Source organism: Streptomyces sp. NPDC050548 (genome assembly GCF_044457385.1).
Lineage (GTDB): Bacteria > Actinomycetota > Actinomycetes > Streptomycetales > Streptomycetaceae > Streptomyces.
Genome location: NZ_JBITGV010000003.1, coordinates 399477 through 415322 on the forward strand (window position 1 = coordinate 399477; position 15846 = coordinate 415322).

17 protein-coding genes are annotated in these 15846 nt (G+C 71.2%); 9 read left to right on the forward strand and 8 right to left on the reverse strand.

Going from position 1 to position 15846, the window contains the following annotated elements; genetic code table 11:
• Positions 1 to 36: 36 nt before the first annotated feature.
• On the forward strand, positions 37 to 729 hold the full coding sequence (locus ACIBJH_RS11985) for a phosphotransferase (protein ID WP_399116933.1): 693 nt from the start codon (positions 37 to 39) through the stop codon (positions 727 to 729).
• A 91-nt stretch (positions 730 to 820) separates the two neighbouring features.
• A complete protein-coding gene (locus tag ACIBJH_RS11990) occupies positions 821 to 1858 on the forward strand; it encodes a glutamate ABC transporter substrate-binding protein (protein ID WP_399116711.1) in 1038 nt (345 codons plus the stop codon).
• A 226-nt stretch (positions 1859 to 2084) separates the two neighbouring features.
• Here the strand turns inward: ACIBJH_RS11990 and ACIBJH_RS11995 are convergent, their stop codons facing one another.
• On the reverse strand, positions 2085 to 2942 hold the full coding sequence (locus ACIBJH_RS11995) for a helix-turn-helix domain-containing protein (RefSeq protein ID WP_399116712.1): 858 nt from the start codon (positions 2940 to 2942) through the stop codon (positions 2085 to 2087).
• Between the two features lie 149 nt (positions 2943 to 3091).
• Between ACIBJH_RS11995 and ACIBJH_RS12000 the strand changes: the two genes are divergently transcribed.
• Positions 3092 to 3817: an alpha/beta hydrolase gene (locus tag ACIBJH_RS12000; protein WP_399116713.1), complete on the forward strand. Its 726-nt coding sequence runs from the start codon at positions 3092 to 3094 to the stop codon at positions 3815 to 3817.
• 13 nt (positions 3818 to 3830) lie between these two features.
• Here ACIBJH_RS12000 and ACIBJH_RS12005 read toward each other — a convergent pair whose 3' ends face one another.
• Positions 3831 to 4871, reverse strand: a complete 1041-nt coding sequence (locus ACIBJH_RS12005; protein WP_399116934.1) for a PP2C family protein-serine/threonine phosphatase — start codon at positions 4869 to 4871, stop codon at positions 3831 to 3833.
• 210 nt (positions 4872 to 5081) lie between these two features.
• Between ACIBJH_RS12005 and ACIBJH_RS12010 the strand changes: the two genes are divergently transcribed.
• Positions 5082 to 7262 carry an ATP-binding protein gene (locus ACIBJH_RS12010; protein WP_399116714.1) on the forward strand — a complete coding sequence of 727 codons (2181 nt, stop codon included), beginning with the start codon at positions 5082 to 5084 and terminating at the stop codon, positions 7260 to 7262.
• Here the strand turns inward: ACIBJH_RS12010 and ACIBJH_RS12015 are convergent.
• Both ACIBJH_RS12015 and ACIBJH_RS12020 read right to left on the reverse strand, forming a co-directional pair.
• Positions 7256 to 7702 carry a nuclear transport factor 2 family protein gene (locus tag ACIBJH_RS12015; protein ID WP_399116715.1) on the reverse strand — a complete coding sequence of 149 codons (447 nt, stop codon included), beginning with the start codon at positions 7700 to 7702 and terminating at the stop codon, positions 7256 to 7258. The genes ACIBJH_RS12010 and ACIBJH_RS12015 overlap by 7 nt on opposite strands.
• A 42-nt stretch (positions 7703 to 7744) precedes the next feature.
• Positions 7745 to 8779 carry an MBL fold metallo-hydrolase gene (locus ACIBJH_RS12020; protein ID WP_399116716.1) on the reverse strand — a complete coding sequence of 345 codons (1035 nt, stop codon included), beginning with the start codon at positions 8777 to 8779 and terminating at the stop codon, positions 7745 to 7747.
• 127 nt (positions 8780 to 8906) lie between these two features.
• Between ACIBJH_RS12020 and ACIBJH_RS12025 the strand changes: the two genes are divergently transcribed.
• Both ACIBJH_RS12025 and ACIBJH_RS12030 read left to right on the forward strand, forming a co-directional pair.
• Positions 8907 to 10364: an aldehyde dehydrogenase gene (locus tag ACIBJH_RS12025; protein WP_399116717.1), complete on the forward strand. Its 1458-nt coding sequence runs from the start codon at positions 8907 to 8909 to the stop codon at positions 10362 to 10364.
• Positions 10365 to 10369: 5 nt separating this feature from the next.
• Positions 10370 to 10642 (forward strand): ferredoxin, encoded by a 273-nt coding sequence (locus tag ACIBJH_RS12030; protein WP_362970889.1) that lies wholly within the window; start codon positions 10370 to 10372, stop codon positions 10640 to 10642.
• 26 nt (positions 10643 to 10668) lie between these two features.
• Here the strand turns inward: ACIBJH_RS12030 and ACIBJH_RS12035 are convergent, their stop codons facing one another.
• Genes ACIBJH_RS12035 through ACIBJH_RS12045 form a run of 3 tightly spaced genes read right to left on the reverse strand, consistent with a single transcriptional unit; the run spans position 10669 to position 11910 of the window.
• Positions 10669 to 11046, reverse strand: a complete 378-nt coding sequence (locus ACIBJH_RS12035) for a hypothetical protein (RefSeq protein ID WP_399116718.1) — start codon at positions 11044 to 11046, stop codon at positions 10669 to 10671.
• Positions 11043 to 11246, reverse strand: a complete 204-nt coding sequence (locus ACIBJH_RS12040) for a hypothetical protein (RefSeq protein ID WP_399116719.1) — start codon at positions 11244 to 11246, stop codon at positions 11043 to 11045. Before ACIBJH_RS12040 ends, ACIBJH_RS12035 begins: the two co-directional genes overlap by 4 nt.
• A 43-nt stretch (positions 11247 to 11289) precedes the next feature.
• A complete protein-coding gene (locus ACIBJH_RS12045) occupies positions 11290 to 11910 on the reverse strand; it encodes a TetR family transcriptional regulator (protein ID WP_359613803.1) in 621 nt (206 codons plus the stop codon).
• Positions 11911 to 12132: 222 nt separating this feature from the next.
• On the opposite strand from ACIBJH_RS12045, the gene ACIBJH_RS12050 reads away from it, so the two are divergent.
• From ACIBJH_RS12050 to ACIBJH_RS12060, 3 genes are read left to right on the forward strand one after another with little or no spacing between them, the layout of a single operon-like run.
• The gene (locus ACIBJH_RS12050; protein ID WP_399116720.1) at positions 12133 to 13536 is read left to right on the forward strand and encodes a glycosyltransferase family 4 protein; all 1404 of its coding nucleotides are present in this window, start codon (positions 12133 to 12135) and stop codon (positions 13534 to 13536) included.
• Positions 13530 to 14264 (forward strand): class I SAM-dependent methyltransferase, encoded by a 735-nt coding sequence (locus ACIBJH_RS12055; protein ID WP_399116721.1) that lies wholly within the window; start codon positions 13530 to 13532, stop codon positions 14262 to 14264. Before ACIBJH_RS12050 ends, ACIBJH_RS12055 begins: the two co-directional genes overlap by 7 nt.
• Positions 14261 to 15328 (forward strand): prenyltransferase, encoded by a 1068-nt coding sequence (locus ACIBJH_RS12060; protein ID WP_399116722.1) that lies wholly within the window; start codon positions 14261 to 14263, stop codon positions 15326 to 15328. Before ACIBJH_RS12055 ends, ACIBJH_RS12060 begins: the two co-directional genes overlap by 4 nt.
• 116 nt (positions 15329 to 15444) lie before the next feature.
• Here the strand turns inward: ACIBJH_RS12060 and ACIBJH_RS12065 are convergent, their stop codons facing one another.
• The gene (locus ACIBJH_RS12065) at positions 15445 to 15735 is read right to left on the reverse strand and encodes a hypothetical protein (protein WP_399116723.1); all 291 of its coding nucleotides are present in this window, start codon (positions 15733 to 15735) and stop codon (positions 15445 to 15447) included.
• Positions 15736 to 15846: the final 111 nt, after the last annotated feature.

The following is a 15846-nucleotide window of genomic DNA, read 5'->3' on the forward strand; positions in this document are numbered from 1 at the left end:
GCCTCACGCAGGGCTTAGATTCTGGCCATGCCAGCCATGGGGAAGCTGATCGGCTCCGGCCGTACCGCGGACGTGTACGAGATCGACGAGGCGTGGGTGCTGCGCCGCAACCGGGAGGACTGGGGGGACGCGGCGGCCGAGGGGGCGGTGATGGAGCATGTGCGCGCCTACGGCTATCCCGTGCCCCGGGTACGGGTACGGCCGGGGGACTCGCCCACCTCGCCCACCTCGCCCACCTCGCGCACCGACCTGGTGATGGAACGGCTGACCGGGCCCACCATGGTGGAGGCCCTCACCGCGGGCGCGATCGACGCGCGGGAGGCGGGGACCGTACTCGCCGCGCTGCTACGGCAGCTGCACGCGATCCCCGGCCGCCGCCCCGGCACCCGCGTCCTGCACCTCGACCTCCATCCGGAGAACGTGTTGCTCACCCCGGCCGGCCCCCACGTCATCGACTGGGGCACCACGGAAGACGGCGACCCCGGGCTCGACTGGGGCCTCTCCGCGATCATCCTCGCCCAGGTCGCCGTGGACGACCTGCCGATCGCCGACCCGGCCCGCGCGGTACTCGCCGCACTCCTCGCCGATCCCGCCGACCTCACGGAGGCGGGGCTGGAGGAGGCCCGGCGGAGGCGGGCGGCCAATCCGACGATGACTGCGCACGAGGTCGAACTCCTCGGTGCGGCAGAGGAGTTGATCCGGTCGCTCGCGTTTCCCCGGGAACCGTGAATCGGCGTGAACGCGTCACCGTCGACGAGTGCGTGAGGGGCCGGGGCGCCGGACGGCGTCTTCGGATGGGTTCCGAGGACTGCGGGGCAGTGTGCGGGAGCTTCGGGCACGTGGGGAAGAGGGCGGGCTGCCGGTCGGCGCGGTCCCGGTTCGCCGTCGGCTGCTCGCCGCGGCCGTTGCATCGCTGGCCGCGCTGGCGTTGACGGTGTCCTGCGCGAACTCGGCCGCGACGCAACGGCGTTCGCCTGCCGACACGGCTGCCGCGTCCGCGAGCGCTTCCGCTTCCGTATCCGCGAGCGCATCGGCGGCGGCCGACGGGAGCTGCGATCCGCTGCGGTCGCTGAAGCCGCCGGCCCATATGCCGACGCCGGGCGGCAAAATGCCCAGCGGTACGGCGATGAAGCGGATCGTCGCCCGCGGCCGGCTGATCGTGGGAGTGGACCAGAACACCTATCTCTTCGGCTACCGCGACTCCGACACCGGACAGCTGGACGGGCTCGACATCGACCTGGTGCGGGAGATCTCCCGGGCCCTGTTCGGGCGGCCGGACCGGGTGCAGTTCAAGGCCGTGCCGTCCGCACAGCGCATCGGGATACTCCAGCGCGGTCAGGTCGACCTCGTCGCCCACTCCATGACGATCACCTGCGAGCGCATGCAACAGGTGCTGTTCAGCAGCGACTACCTCGACTCCGGCCAACGCGTCCTCGTCACCGACACCTCCCCGGTGAAGACCCTCGCCGACCTCGCAGGACAGAAGGTGTGCACGGCCCGGGGCACCACCTCACTGACCGAGCTGCGACGCGCCCGCCCGGCAGTGCGTCCGGTGACCGTCTCCGACTGGACCGACTGCCTCCTGCTGCTCCAGCAGGGCAAGGTGGCCGCCGTGTCGACCACCGACAACGTCCTCGCCGGACTGAGCGCCCAGGACCCCGCCACCCGCATCACCGGACCGCGGTTCACCTACGAGCCGCACGGAATCGCCGTCCCCAAGACGGCACCGGAACTCGCCCGCTTCATCAACGGCGTTCTCGCGCGGCTGCGCGACTCGGGCACGCTCCGCGCCCTGCACGAACGGTGGTTGGGCCCCTACGGCGACTTCTACCCGCCCGCGCCGCGCTACCGCGACTGACGGCGCGCGAGTCCGGTGGGGAGGACGCGCCAGGCCGACCCGTCATGGGGTCCGGTGATCGCCGGCAGCATGCCGGGGAGCAGTTTCAGTTCGCTTCCTCGGAGCCGGTCCGGCAGGCCGCCCTTGGCGTTGACCCAGTCCCGCCGGCCGAGTTCGGGGGTGAGATCTCCACACCCTTCCCTGTCCGCCGGGCGGACCGCGCTGCGGTGACCCGCGTCATACGGCCCTAGCCGGTCACCCCGGACCGGGGACGGTCCGCGTCCGGTGTCCGGGTCGTGGACGCGAGGAGGGTCAGCTTCTCGGCGGCGTCGGTGCCGGGGTCCGGGTGGTAGACGACGAGAGTCTGGCCCGGCACGCCGTCGATGCTCAGCCGCTCCCGGTTCAGTTCCAGGTCGCCGACCTGGGGGTGGGCGATGCGCTTCGGCGCGGCCTCGCAGGTCCGTACGTCGTGGCGGGCCCAGAGTCGGCTGAACAGGGGGCTGGCGAGGGAGAGTTGACCGACCAGCTCGATGAACCGGGGGTCGTCCGTGTCGGGACCGACGGCCTCGCGGAACGCGGCGACCATGCCGCCGGACGCGCTCTCCCAGTACGGGTAGAGCGCTTGCTCGGCCGGGTCGAGGAACAGCGACAGCAGCCGGTTGGACCCGGCCGCGAAGCGCGGGGACAGCGCGGTCGCCAGGGAGTTGGCGGCGAGGACGTCGAAGTAGCGGCCCTCGACCAGCGCGGGGAGGGGGAGTGTTTCGAGGAGCTTGGCGATGCCCTCCGGCACGGTCTCCTTCACCGGGCGGGGCCGGCGCCGCCGGGGCTTCGCGGCGCCGAGCCGCAGCAGATGGGCCGTCGCGTCCTCGTCGAGCCGCAGCACGCGGGCGATGGACTCCAGGACCTGTACGGAGGGGTTGCGGTCGCGGCCCTGCTCCAGACGCAGGTAGTAGTCGGCGCTGATCCCGGCGAGCAGCGCGACCTCCTCCCGGCGCAGGCCCGGCACCCGCCGTACCCCGTGGGCGGGGACACCGGCCTGTTCGGGGGTGACGAGTTCACGGCGGGCGCGCACGTACTCACCCAGCAGATTCGGTTCACCGGCCATCTCCGCACTATAATTCGGCCGCCGCGCGCGTGCCTGGCCCTGTCACCCCCAGGGGCGCGGGGGCCCTGGCTGGGGCGCGGGCCGGGCGCCAGCGTCACCTGTGGCGTGCCGATCGGCGACGCCGGCCACCACAGCGAGGAGCGACAGCCATGTCCACATACCTATTGGTGCACGGTGCCTGGCACAGCGGGGACAGCTGGCAGCGGGTGGTCCCGCTGCTGACGGCGGCCGGACACCGGGTGTTCGCGCCCTCGCTGACCGGCCACGGCGACAAGGCGCACCTGCTCGCACCCGAAGTGGGCCTCGACACGCACGTCGACGACGTCGTCGGGCTCATCATGGAGAGGGACCTCACCGAGGTGGTCCTCGTCGGGCACAGCTACGGCGGGCTGGTCGTCTCGTCGGCCGCCAACCGGGTCCCCGACCAGATCGCCCAACTCGTCTACCTCGACGCGATGGTCCCGGAGGACGGCGAGAGCGCGCTCGACATCATGCCGGTGACGCAGGTGCTGATCGACATGGCGGTGAGTTCGGGTACCGGCTGGCGGATTCCGCCGATGCCCGAACTGCCGTCTCCCGGGGGCCTGTTCGGGGTCACCGACCCGGCGGACGTCGCCTGGCTGCGGACCACGCTCTCGGACCAGTCGGCGCGCTGCCTCCAGCAGCCGGTACGGCTGGACAACCCGGCCGCGCACTCGGTCCCCCGTACCCACATCCACTGCGTGGGCAGCGAACCGGAGGGCTTCGAACGGCGGCCGGTCCCCGCGATCCAGCCCAACGGCACTCCGGCCCAGGTGTGGGAACTGGAGACGGGCCACGACTGCATGGTCACCAAGCCCGTCGAACTGGCCGACCTGCTCGGCAAGTTGGGCTGATCAGGGGCCGGCCTCAGACCGGGGCCGGCGCCACCGCCCCCGTCGGCTGGCACAGGACGAGGGCCAGGTCGTCGGTGGGCGGGCCACCGGCGTGCGCGAGCAGGCGGTCGTACAGCGCGTGCAGCGCCCCGTCCGGTGTCGGCTCGCTCAACGCCGTCGCGCACTCGGTGAGCAGGGCGAACGGGGTGCCGTCGAGGGCGCGGGACTCGGTGAGGCCGTCCGTGTAGAGCAGGAGGCGGTCGCCGGGCTGGAGGCGGACCCGGTACTGCCGCGGGTCCGGGCGCAGGCCCAACGGCAGTGCGGGGACCCGGGGTTCGAGGAGTTCGAGCCGCTGTCCGGAGCGCAGGGGCGCCGGATGGCCGCAGTTGACGAGCCGCACCTCGCCGGGACCGAACTCGGCCAGCACCGCCGTGACGAAGTCCTCGGGGCCGAGCCCGGGCGCCAGCCGGGCGTCCAGCGCCTTCGCAAGTGTCGCCAAGTCCGGTGCCGTATAGGCGAGTTCACGGAACCCGATGAGGGTGTCGGCCGCCGTCCGCAGCGCGTCGAGCCCGTGCCCGCGCGCGTCCCCGACCAGCACCCGCAGGCCGTACGGCGTCACCGCGAGGTCGTACAGGTCGCCGCCGACCGAGGACTCGCGGTGCGCGCAGTGGTAGCGGGTGCTGACATGGGTGCCGGAGAGGGTGCGGGAGACCGGCCGCAGGATCGCCTCCTGGGTGATCCGGGCCACCTCCCGCGCCTCCGCGAGCCGTTCCCGCAGCCGGCCGCGCTGTCTCGCCGCGTACACACTGCACACGCAGCCGAGCAGCAGCCCGCCCCAGCGGACGGCGAACCCGGCGTTCAGCTGCGCCCCCGAGCCGAGCCCGGCCGCCAGCGCGAGCAGCACCGTCCAGCAGCAGACCAGGAGCGTACGGCGGGCGCCCAGGAAGGTGGCGGCCATCAGCGGTCCGATCGCCAGCAGCGGCAGGATCGGCTGCACCCGGCCGATCAGCAGACCCGGCGTGGCCGCCAGCAGACAGCCGACCGGTGCGACGAGCAAGCGGCGTCCCCCGTCCATCGTGTTCACGGCACGACCCTTGCGGAATTCCGCTCTCCGCACCCGCGCCAACGGAGAGTTGATCAGCTCTCGATCGCAACTCGTCCCATCAGGTAGGAAAGTGATCGAAATGAAGGGCTTTTCCGATGGTGACGCGATTCTTTCGTTCAGCCGTGGGCCGGGTTCCGGGACCCGCGCATGGAGCCGGTGACGTACGGACACACTGGCCTCGTGCCGGACAGGACCGACCGTGCGAACTCGGGTGACGTCAACAACCATGGGAATCTGCCGCCCGAGACACTGAGTTTCGTCGGGCGGGGCGCCGAACTCACCCGGCTGCGGGCCGCGTTGGACCCGGACGCGGGACCGGTCCGGCCCGTGACCGTCGTCGGGGTCGGCGGGGTCGGCAAGACCCGGCTCGCGCTGCGCGCGGCGGCGCAGGTCCGGGACGCCTACCCCGACGGCGTCTGGCTGACCGAACTCTCCTCCCTGCGCACCTCGGGACTCGTGGACCTCGCCGTCATGGAGACCCTTCGGCTCGCCGACCAGTCGACGCGTCCGGTGATCGAGGTCATCACCGAATGGGCCCACGGCAGAAGGCTGTTGCTCATCCTCGACTCCTGCGAACACGTCCTCGCCGACTGCGCCAGATTCACCGCCGCACTGCGCTCCCGCCTGCCCGGCCTGCGCGTCCTGCTCACCAGCAGGGAACGGCTCGCACTGCCCGGCGAGGAGGTCCTCCACCTCGAACCGCTCCCGGTGGACGGCCGCCCCGGTGCCGACGACGACGCCGGTGATGCCGTAGCCCTGTTCGCCGAGCGCGCCGCGGCCGCCGGACGCCCCCTGCGCGACGACGACTCGGCCGCCCGCGCCACCGCCGTCGCCGTCTGCCGCCGCCTCGACGGCATCCCCCTCGCCCTCGAACTCGCCGCCGCCCGCCTCACCGAGCTGACCCTCGACCAGCTCCACACCCGCCTCGGCGAACGCCTGCCCACACTCCCGCCCCTGCCCGGCCCGTCCGCACCCGCCCCCTCCTCGCCCCTCGACCTGCTCGTCTCCGCCCCCGGCGAACGCCCGCCCCGCCACCAGACCCTGCGCACCGCCATCGGCTGGAGCCACGAGCTGTGCGCTCCGCTCGAACGCCTGCTGTGGGCGCGGCTGTCCGTCTTCAGCGGCGGCTTCTGTCTGGCGGCCGTCCGGCAGGTCTGCGCGGGCGGACCGCTGCCCCCGGAGCGGATCGCCGCTCTGCTCGACCGGCTCGTGGCCCAGTCCATCGTGCTGCCCGACCCCGTCATCTCGGCCCGCTTCCGGATGCTCGACACCGTCCGCGAGTACGGCGCCGACTGGCTGCACGCACTCGGCGAGGAACGCGCCGTACGCCGCCGCCACCGCGACCACTACGCCCGCCTCGCCCGCGAGGGCTGCGCCGAGTGGAACACCGGACGGCAGGTCGCCTGGTGCGAGCGCGTGCTGACCGAACACGCCAATCTCCGCACGGCAGTCGACTGCGCGCTCGCCGAGCCGGACGGCGAAAGGTGGTCCACCGCTGTGGAGATGGCGGGCCACGTCGGCTTCCTGTGGCGGCACTGCGGCTACCTCCGCGAGGCCCAGCACTGCCTCGACCAAGCCCTCGTCGCCGAGTCGCCGCCCGGCCCCGGCCGCACCCTCGCCCTGTGGTCGCGCGGCGCGGTCGCCCTCCTCCAGGGCGACCAGGAGGCGGCGGCCAACTGGGCGGTGCGCTGCGCCGACGCGGCCCGCGAACAGGGCTCGCCGGTCGCCCAGGTCGCCGCCGTCTACCTCCGGGGCGGCCACCTGGCACTCACCGGCCGCCAGGCCGAGGCCATCGCCGTCCTCGACGCGGCACCCCGACTCCCCGTCCAGGACGACGGGTTCGGCGCCGCCCAGCTCCAGGCCCGGCTCGCGCTGTCCCTCGCGCATGTGCTGCGCGGCGAGTTCGAGCGCGGCCGTGAGGTCGCCGACGAGGTGCGCACGGCCAGCCGGAAACAGGGCGAGTACTGGTGCGGGGCCTTCGCCGACTACCTGATAGCCCAGGCGGACCTGGCGCGCGGCGACATACGGGCCGCGATGAGCGGCGCCCGCACGTCCATCGCGGGCCACGCCCTCCTGCACAACACGGTCGGCGCCGCCATGTCCCTGGACCTCCTGGCCGCAGCCGTCGTCAGCGCGGGCGCCGCCCACCGCGCCGCCCGTCTCCTCGGCATCGGCACCCGCCTGTGGGAACTCACCGGCCGCGCCCAGATGGACTCCCCGGACCTGATCGCCACCCGCCGCACCTGCGAACTCCGCGTCCGCGAACACCTCGGCGACGACGCCTACACGACCGGCTACCGAGCGGGCCTGGCGATGACGTACGACGAGGGAATCGCGTACGCGGCCGTCAGCGGTCAGTGACGCGGGGTGGGACCGCCGAACGGCAGGAACAGGGTCCGGGTCTCGATCAGCCAACTCCCGTTCACCTGGCGGAAGGTGTCCTCGTAGTGGCCGACCTGGACCGGGGGACCGGCGGGGACCATGCCGCCGTGGTGGCCGTCGACGCGGTACGTCGTGAAGTACGCCGTCGAGATCGCCGTGCCGGGGGAGGTGAGGGTGACCAGGACGTTCGACATCAGGCGGCGCGAGAGCCGGCCGGTGGGACGGGCGCCGAAGTACTTCCGCAGCGCCTCCCGCCCCTCGACCGCTCTGTCCCCCTCCGGCCACTCCCAGCGGCCGTCCTCCGTGAACAGCCCGGCGACGGAGGACGGTTCACCGAGATCGAGCCTGCGGACGAAGTCCAGGATCACGCGCTCACAGGCACGTTCGGCGAGCAGTCGCTGCAAAGGGTCCAGGTCCATGGGGTCGTTGGTACCAGCCGCACCCCTCGCCCCACGACCGAATTACATCGCCACGTACGTCACCGGCTCGCTCCCCGTCATGACCTCCGCCTGGCCCAGCTTCACCAGCCGCCGCAGATGCGCCTCCGCCTCGGACACCGCGATGTTCCTTGAGGGGAAGGGGATTTGGGCCCAGGGGCGGTTCCACTCCATCCGCTCGGCGACCTGCCAGGCGGTGAGCGGTTCGGAGAGCAGGGCGAGGAGTCCGGTCAGCCGGTCCTCGTGGTGGGTGAGCAACTCCCGTACCCGGCCGGGCGCGTCGGTGAAGGTGTGCTGGTGGGCCGGGAGCACCTCGGCGGGCGCGAGACGGCCGATCCGCTCCAGGGAGTCGAGGTAGTCGCCGAGCGGGTCGGCGATCGTGGTGTCGTCCGGGTCCTCGTACAGACCGATGTGCGGGGTGATCTCGGGGAGGAGATGGTCGCCGGAGAACAGCCGCCCGTGGCCCGGGAGTTGGGCCGGGTGGTCCTCCTCCAGGTGCAGGCAGACGTGGCCCGGCGTGTGGCCCGGCGTCCAGATCGCGCGCAGTCGGCGGCCGGGCAGGGGGAGGAGTTCGCCGGGGACGATCTCCCGGTCGGGCAGCGCGGGCGCGAGACCCGGGACGCTGCGTGGGCGGGCCGCGCGGAGCGGTGCGAGGTGCTCTTCGGGGGCGCCGGCCGCCGCGAGCTTCGCGGTCATGTACGTCAGCCAGCGGCCCGGTTCGGTGGAACGGGCCCGCCGGACGATCGCCGTGTCCGCCGCGTGCATCGCGAGCCACGCCCCGGACGCCTCGCGCACCCGCCCGGACAGGCCGTGGTGGTCGGGGTGGTGGTGGGTGACGAGCACGCCGTGCACCTCGCCGACCCCCGTACCGCAGGCGTCGAGACCCGCGACGAGGGTGTCCCAGGAGGCCGGGTCGTCCCAGCCGGTGTCGACCAGGACCGGACCACGGTCGGTGTCGACGACGTAGACGAGCGTGGTCCCAAGTGGGTTGTCGGGGATGGGGACTTCGATGGAACGAACACCGCCGCCATGGTCGTGGACCTGACCCGTGGACGTCATGGACTCCCCAATCGCCGCCTTCCGGCCACTATACGTGGACTCCATCGACCGGAACTGGTATTCAGTCCTCGTATCTGATGGATCGTCAGACAGCGTTCACGAAGCGGTACCGGGGAGGCGTTCGGCCATGACGGAGCTCGTGGAACACCGACAGCTGTTCATCGGCGGGGAGTTGACCGACCCCCTGGGCAAGGACGTCATCGAGGTGATCTCCCCGCACACGGAAGAGGTCATCGGACGCGTCCCGCACGCGTCGAAGGAGGACGTGGACCGCGCGGTCTCCGTGGCCCGCAAGGCCTTCGACGAGGGGCCCTGGCCGCGCATGACACTCGACGAACGGATCGCGGTCGTCACCCGCATCAAGGACGCGATCGCCGCCCGGTACGAGGAGATCGGCCGCGTCATCTCCTCCGAGAACGGGTCGCCGTACTCCTGGAGCATCCTCGGTCAGGCCCTCGGCGCGATGATGGTGTGGGACGCGGCGATCACCGTCGCGAAGAACTTCACCTACGAGGAGTTCCGGGACGGCGTCCTCGGCAAGATCCTCGTACGCCGGGAGCCGGTTGGAGTGGTCGCGGCCGTAGTGCCGTGGAACGTTCCGCAGTTCGTGGCCGCCGCCAAGCTCGCGCCCGCGCTGCTCACCGGCTGCACGGTGATCCTGAAGCCGTCACCCGAAGCGCCCCTGGACGCCTACCTGTTGGGCGAGATCGCGAAGGAGGCCGGGCTGCCGGACGGCGTCCTGTCGATCCTCCCCGCCGACCGCGAGGTCAGCGAGTACCTCGTCGGACACCCCGGCATCGACAAGATCTCCTTCACCGGTTCGGTCGCGGCCGGCAAGCGCGTGATGGAGGTCGCCGCCCGTCATCTCACCCGCGTGACACTGGAGTTGGGCGGCAAGTCGGCGGCGATCGTGCTGCCCGACGCGGACATCACGACGTCCGTCCCCGGCATCGTCTCGGCGGCCTGGATGAACAACGGCCAGGCGTGCGTCGCCCAGACCCGCATCCTCGTACCCCGCTCGCGCTACGACGAGTTCGCGGACGCCTTCGCGGCGGCGGCGAGCGCTCTCGTGGTCGGCGACCCCCTCGACCCAGCCACCCAGGTCGGCCCGCTGGTCGCCAAACGCCAGCAGCAGCGCAACCTCGACTACATCCGCATCGGCCAGGAGGAGGGCGCCAAAATCCTTACGGGCGGCGGCCGTCCACCCGGCCTGGACCGCGGCTGGTACGTCGAACCGACCCTCTTCGGAGACGTCGACAACTCCATGCGCATCGCCCGCGAGGAGATCTTCGGCCCGGTCATCTGCCTGCTCCCGTACGGCGACGAGACCGAGGCCGTGAAGATCGCGAACGACTCCGACTACGGCCTCAGCGGCAGCGTGTGGACGGGCGACGTGGCCCACGGCATCGACATCGCCCGCCAGGTCCGCACCGGCACCTACAACGTCAACACCTTCAGCCTCGACATGCTCGGCCCCTTCGGCGGCTACAAGAACAGCGGTCTGGGGCGGGAGTTCGGGCCCGAGGGCTTCTCCGAGTTCCTCGAACACAAGATGATCCACCTCCCGGCCGGCTGGGAAGGGTGACCGGAATGGGGGTACCTCCCGCGCGAGCGTATTCGAGCGTGGGGGCGGGTGACCGCTGGCAGGTCGAGGTCGACCGGTCCGTCTGCATCGGCTCGGCCCAGTGCGTCCACCAGGCCCCCGACCGCTTCCGCCTCGACTCGGCCATGCAGTCCCACCCGGCCGAACCGGAGACCGACGCCAACGAGCGGATCCTCGCCGCGGCCGAGGGCTGCCCGGTGGAGGCCATCATGATCACGCTGCTGGGGAGCGGGGAGCCGGTGTTCCCGCCTGAGGAGTGATCTCCCCGGGCGGGGGTGGAGTCCGGTCAGCGCCAGCCGGCGATGGCGCGGGCCGTGTCGCGCAGGTCCGCCTCCTGGGCTCGGATCGCTCCGGCCAGAAGGTGGACATCGTCGGATTTCGGGTCGACCCGTTGCCCGGAGGCTGCCATGTAGAGCGAGGCGCACGCCCAGCCGATGACGGCGTTGAAGTCGGCGAAGGGGCGAAGGAGCAGCGCGGTGTGGAAGAACGTGGCAGCACGTGCCGCCGGTTCCTCGTAGTAGAGCTCGCCGTGCGGCTGTTCGAAGAGATGGCGGCCTGTCATGGAGTCCAGGGCGCCCCAGTCGGCGACGGGCGTGTTGACGGGCGAGACATGGGTCTGGATCTCCAGGATCCAGCCCGCGTCGACCCGGATGACAGGGCTCAACGCATGCCCTCCGGCATGTCCTTGAACACGTCGAGAGCCCAGGCGACGGTCTTGTCGACGCCCTTCAGGAACGCCGCCCGCTGTACATCGGCGAGGATTATGTCGTGCGCATGGGCACGCATCGATTTTCCGAGCGAGGCTGCGTGCTCCTTGGCCACGGCGAGTTCTTCCTCGGTGAATTCCACTGTGATCATCGGCATGCAGTCATAGTATCAGCGGTGAAATCATTGGTTATGGCATCGGTCAATCGTCGGTTGACGTCAGGTCGATCAGGCGGCACACCGTCTCGATATCGATCTTCACCTGGGCGATGGACGCGCGGCCCGAGAGCCAGGTGATCAGGGCCGAGTGCCAGGTGTGCTCGATCACGCGGACGGCGGAGAGCTGCTCGGGCGTCGGGTGCTCCAGGCCCATCGCGTCCAGGATGATCACCGTGGTCTGCCGGGAGACCTGGTCGACCTCGGGGGAGACGCTGCGGTCCGCGAAGGTCAGCGCGCGGACCATCGCGTCGGCGAGATGCGGCTCGCGCTGGAGCGCGCGGAAGGCCCGCATCAGGGTCTCCGCGACCCGCTCGGCCGCCGTCTCGCCGCCCGGCGGCTTCTTGCGGAGCGTGCCGTGCATGTGCTCCAACTGGTCCTGCATCGTGGCCACCAGGAGATGCACCTTGGACGGGAAGTACCGGTACAGCGTGCCGAGCGCGACCTGCGAGGACTCCGCGACCTCCCGCATCTGCACGGCGTCGAAACCACCCCGGCTCGCCAGCTGCGCGCTCGCGTGCAGGATGCGGCGCCGACGCGCCTCCTGCCGCTCGGTGAGGGGCGGCGAGGTCCGCGCAGTGGCTTCGGGCTTGGCTTCCACTGGCATGGCTCCCGTTCCGTGACTGCTTCCGTGACTGTCGGTGAGGGCAGGTGATCGGACCGATCATGGCAGGGTCTCGGCCGTGGTGTGAATCACCTGATCCACTTCTCACAGCGCCCGTACCGGCCGGTAGATTCAGAACCTCCTGGACGATCAAGTCTGAAACTTGTTCTAGATTAGCGTCCCGGCGTAATCTCGCGGGACAGTGCAGGCAGAAGGGGGCTCAGAGTGACGGCTGAGGCCAGTCAGGCGGGCCCCCAGGAGGGCCCGGCAGGCGGTGGGGGTCCCTCCCGGTCGAGCGAAGTCGAGAGTGGGGGAGAGCGACCGCTCCGTATCGCACTCCTCACCTATAAAGGGAACCCGTTCTGCGGCGGTCAGGGCGTCTACGTCCGCCATCTCTCCCGCGAACTGGCCCGCCTCGGACACCGCGTCGAGGTCATCGGCTCCCAGCCGTACCCGGTCCTCGACGAGGGCTACCCGGGAATCTCCCTCACCGAGCTGCCCTCGCTCGACCTCTACCGCTCCCCGGACCCCTTCCGCACCCCGAAGCGCGACGAGTACCGGGACTGGATCGACGCGCTCGAAGTCGCGACGATGTGGACCGGCGGCTTCCCCGAGCCCCTCACCTTCTCGCTGCGTGCCCGCCGTCATCTCCGGTCCAGACGCGGCGAGTTCGACGTCGTGCACGACAACCAGACGCTGGGTTATGGGTTGTTGGGGGATGTCGGTGCACCGCTCGTCACGACGATCCACCATCCCATCACCGTGGACCGGCAGTTGGAGCTGGACGCGGCGGAGAACCGGCGGCAGCGGATGTCCAAGCGCCGCTGGTACGCGTTCACCCAGATGCAGAAGCGGGTCGCCCGCCGCCTCCCCTCCGTGCTCACCGTCTCCGGCACCTCGCGCCAGGAGATCATCGACCACCTCGGCGTCCGCGACGACCGCATCCACGTCGTCCACATCGGAGCCGACACCGACCAGTTCTCCCCGGACCCCGCCGTACCCCAGGTACCGGGCCGGATCGTCACCACTTCGAGCGCGGACGTCCCCCTCAAGGGCCTCGTCTTCCTCGTCGAGGCCCTGGCGAAGGTCCGCACGGAACACCCCGACGCCCACCTGATCGTCGTAGGCAAACGCCCCACGGAAGGACCGGTCGCCCAGGCCGTCGAGCGCTACGGCCTCGAAGGCGCCGTCGAGTTCGTCAAGGGCATCTCCGACGCCGAACTCGTCGACCTGGTCCGCTCGGCGGAGGTCGCCTGCGTCCCCTCGCTGTACGAGGGCTTCTCGCTCCCGGCGGCGGAGGCGATGGCCACGGGGACGCCGCTCGTCGCGACGACCGGCGGAGCGATCCCGGAGGTCGCCGGACGCGACGGCGAGACCTGCCTCGCGGTACCGCCGGGGGACCCCGGCGCGCTGGCCACCGCCCTGAGCCGGCTCCTGGCCGACCCGGCGCTGAGAGTGCGGCTGGGCCGGGCGGGCCGGGAACGCGTACTCGCGCGCTTCACCTGGGCCAAGGCCGCCGAGGGTACGGCGGCCAGGTACCGCGAGGCGATCGCGGGCCGTACGACCTCTCCATCCCCGTCTCCGACCAGTGTTACCGGCGTCTATCCCGAAAGCAGGGCCACGTGCTGACCGTCGACTTCTCCCGGTTCCCGCTCGCCCCTGGCGACCGTGTCCTGGACCTCGGGTGCGGTGCCGGGCGGCACGCGTTCGAGTGTTATCGGCGAGGGGCACAGGTCGTCGCCCTCGACCAGAACGCCGAGGAGATCCGCGAGGTCGCCAAGTGGTTCGCGGCGATGAAGGAGGCCGGCGAGGCCCCGGCCGGCGCCACCGCGACCGCGATGGAGGGCGACGCGCTCCAACTCCCCTTCCCCGACGAGTCGTTCGACGTCGTGATCATCTCCGAGGTGATGGAGCACATCCCGGACGACAAGGGAGTGCTCGCCGAGATGGTCCGGGTCCTGAAGCCCGGCGGCCGGATCGCCATCACCGTCCCGCGCTACGGCCCCGAGAAGGTCTGCTGGGCCCTGTCCGACGCGTACCACGAGGTCGAGGGCGGCCACATCCGCATCTACAAGGCGGACGAACTCCTCACCAAGATCCGCGAGGCCGGCCTCAAGCCCTACGGCACCCACCACGCGCACGCGCTGCACTCGCCGTACTGGTGGCTGAAGTGCGCGTTCGGCGTGGACAACGACAAGGCGCTGCCGGTGCAGGCGTACCACAAGCTCCTGGTCTGGGACATCATGAAGAAACCCCTCGCCACCCGGGTCGCCGAGCAGGCGCTGAACCCGGTGATCGGCAAGAGCTTCGTGGCCTACGCGACCAAGCCGCACCTCCCCCTGGCGGAAGCCAAGTGACCGCTCCCCGGACAGAACACCTCGTCCTGCCCGGGGTCCTCACCGCGGAGGAGGCCGCCGCGACCGTCGCCGGCATCCTCGCCGTGCAGCGGGAGGACGGGGCGATCCCCTGGTTCAGGGGCCATCACCTCGACCCGTGGGACCACACCGAGGCCGCGATGGCGCTCGACGCGGCGGGCGAACACGAGGCCGCCGAGCGGGCGTACAGCTGGCTCGCCCGGCACCAGAACGAGGACGGCTCCTGGTACGCGGCCTACGCCGACGGCGACGCGCACGACGTCACCGACCGGGGCCGCGAGACCAACTTCGTCGCCTACGTGGCCGTGGGCGTCTGGCACCACTATCTCTCGACCGGCGACGACACGTTCCTGGACCGGCTGTGGCCCACGGTCTACGCGGCGGTCGAGTTCGTCCTCCGGCTCCAGCAGCCGGGCGGCCAGATCGGCTGGAAACGGGACGCCGACGGCACGGACACGGCCGACGCGCTGCTGACCGGTTCCTCCTCGATCCACCAGGCGCTGCGCTGCGCGCTCGCCATCGCCGAACAGCGCGAAGAGCCGCAGCCGGACTGGGAGTTGGCGGTCGGCGCGCTGCGGCACGCGATCCGTCGCCATCCGGAACGGTTCCTGGACAAGGACCGCTACTCGATGGACTGGTACTACCCGGTCCTGGGCGGCGCGTTGACCGGCACGGAGGCCAAGTCCCGCGTGGAGGAGGGCTGGACCCGCTTCGTCGTGCCCGGGCTCGGGGTGCGGTGCGTCGTCCCCAACCCGTGGGTGACGGGGGGCGAGTCCGCGGAACTCGCCCTGGCGCTCTGGGTGTTGGGGGAGTCCGACCGCGCGTTGGAGATCCTCCAGTCGATACAGCACCTGCGCGATGCGGAGACCGGGCTGTACTGGACGGGGTACGTCTTCGAGGACGACGCGGTGTGGCCGCGTGAGTTGACGACGTGGACCGCGGGGTCGTTGCTGCTTGCGGTGGCGGCGTTGGGGGGCCATGACGCGACGTGTGCGGTGTTCGGGGCCGAGCTTTTGCCTCTGGGGCTGGATCCGGATTGTTGTTAGCTGCGGGCCGGTGGGGGTTGCTCGCGCAGTTCCCCGCGCCCCTAATCGGCGAAGCCGATTTAGGGGCGCGGGGAACTGCGTGCTCAGCCACAACGCACCCCGCAGCCGCCGAACAGTCAGGAACGGTGTACCCGGTTGGCGATCGCATGGCCGATGAACAGGTACACGATCGCGGCCAGACCGTAGCCGCAGACCACCCGCGCCCACGCCTCGTCGAACGTGAACAGGTCACGGGACCAGCCGGCCAGCCAGTCCGCCGTGCGGTGGACGAACTGCACGAGGTCGTTCGCGCGGTTGGCGTCCATCAGGTACATCAGGATCCAGAGCCCCAGGATGAGGGCCATGATGTCGGCAATGATCACGATGACGTTGCCGGCGGAGTTCGAACCACGTCGGTAGGGGGACATGCCAACCGGGTTGCCGCTCCGCCCGCGCTGAAACCAGGCGGCGCGAAAACCCGAACGGCGTCCCCCGGGTGGCGCAACCGCCCGGGCCGGGTGAGGCTGCCGGGGTAAGGA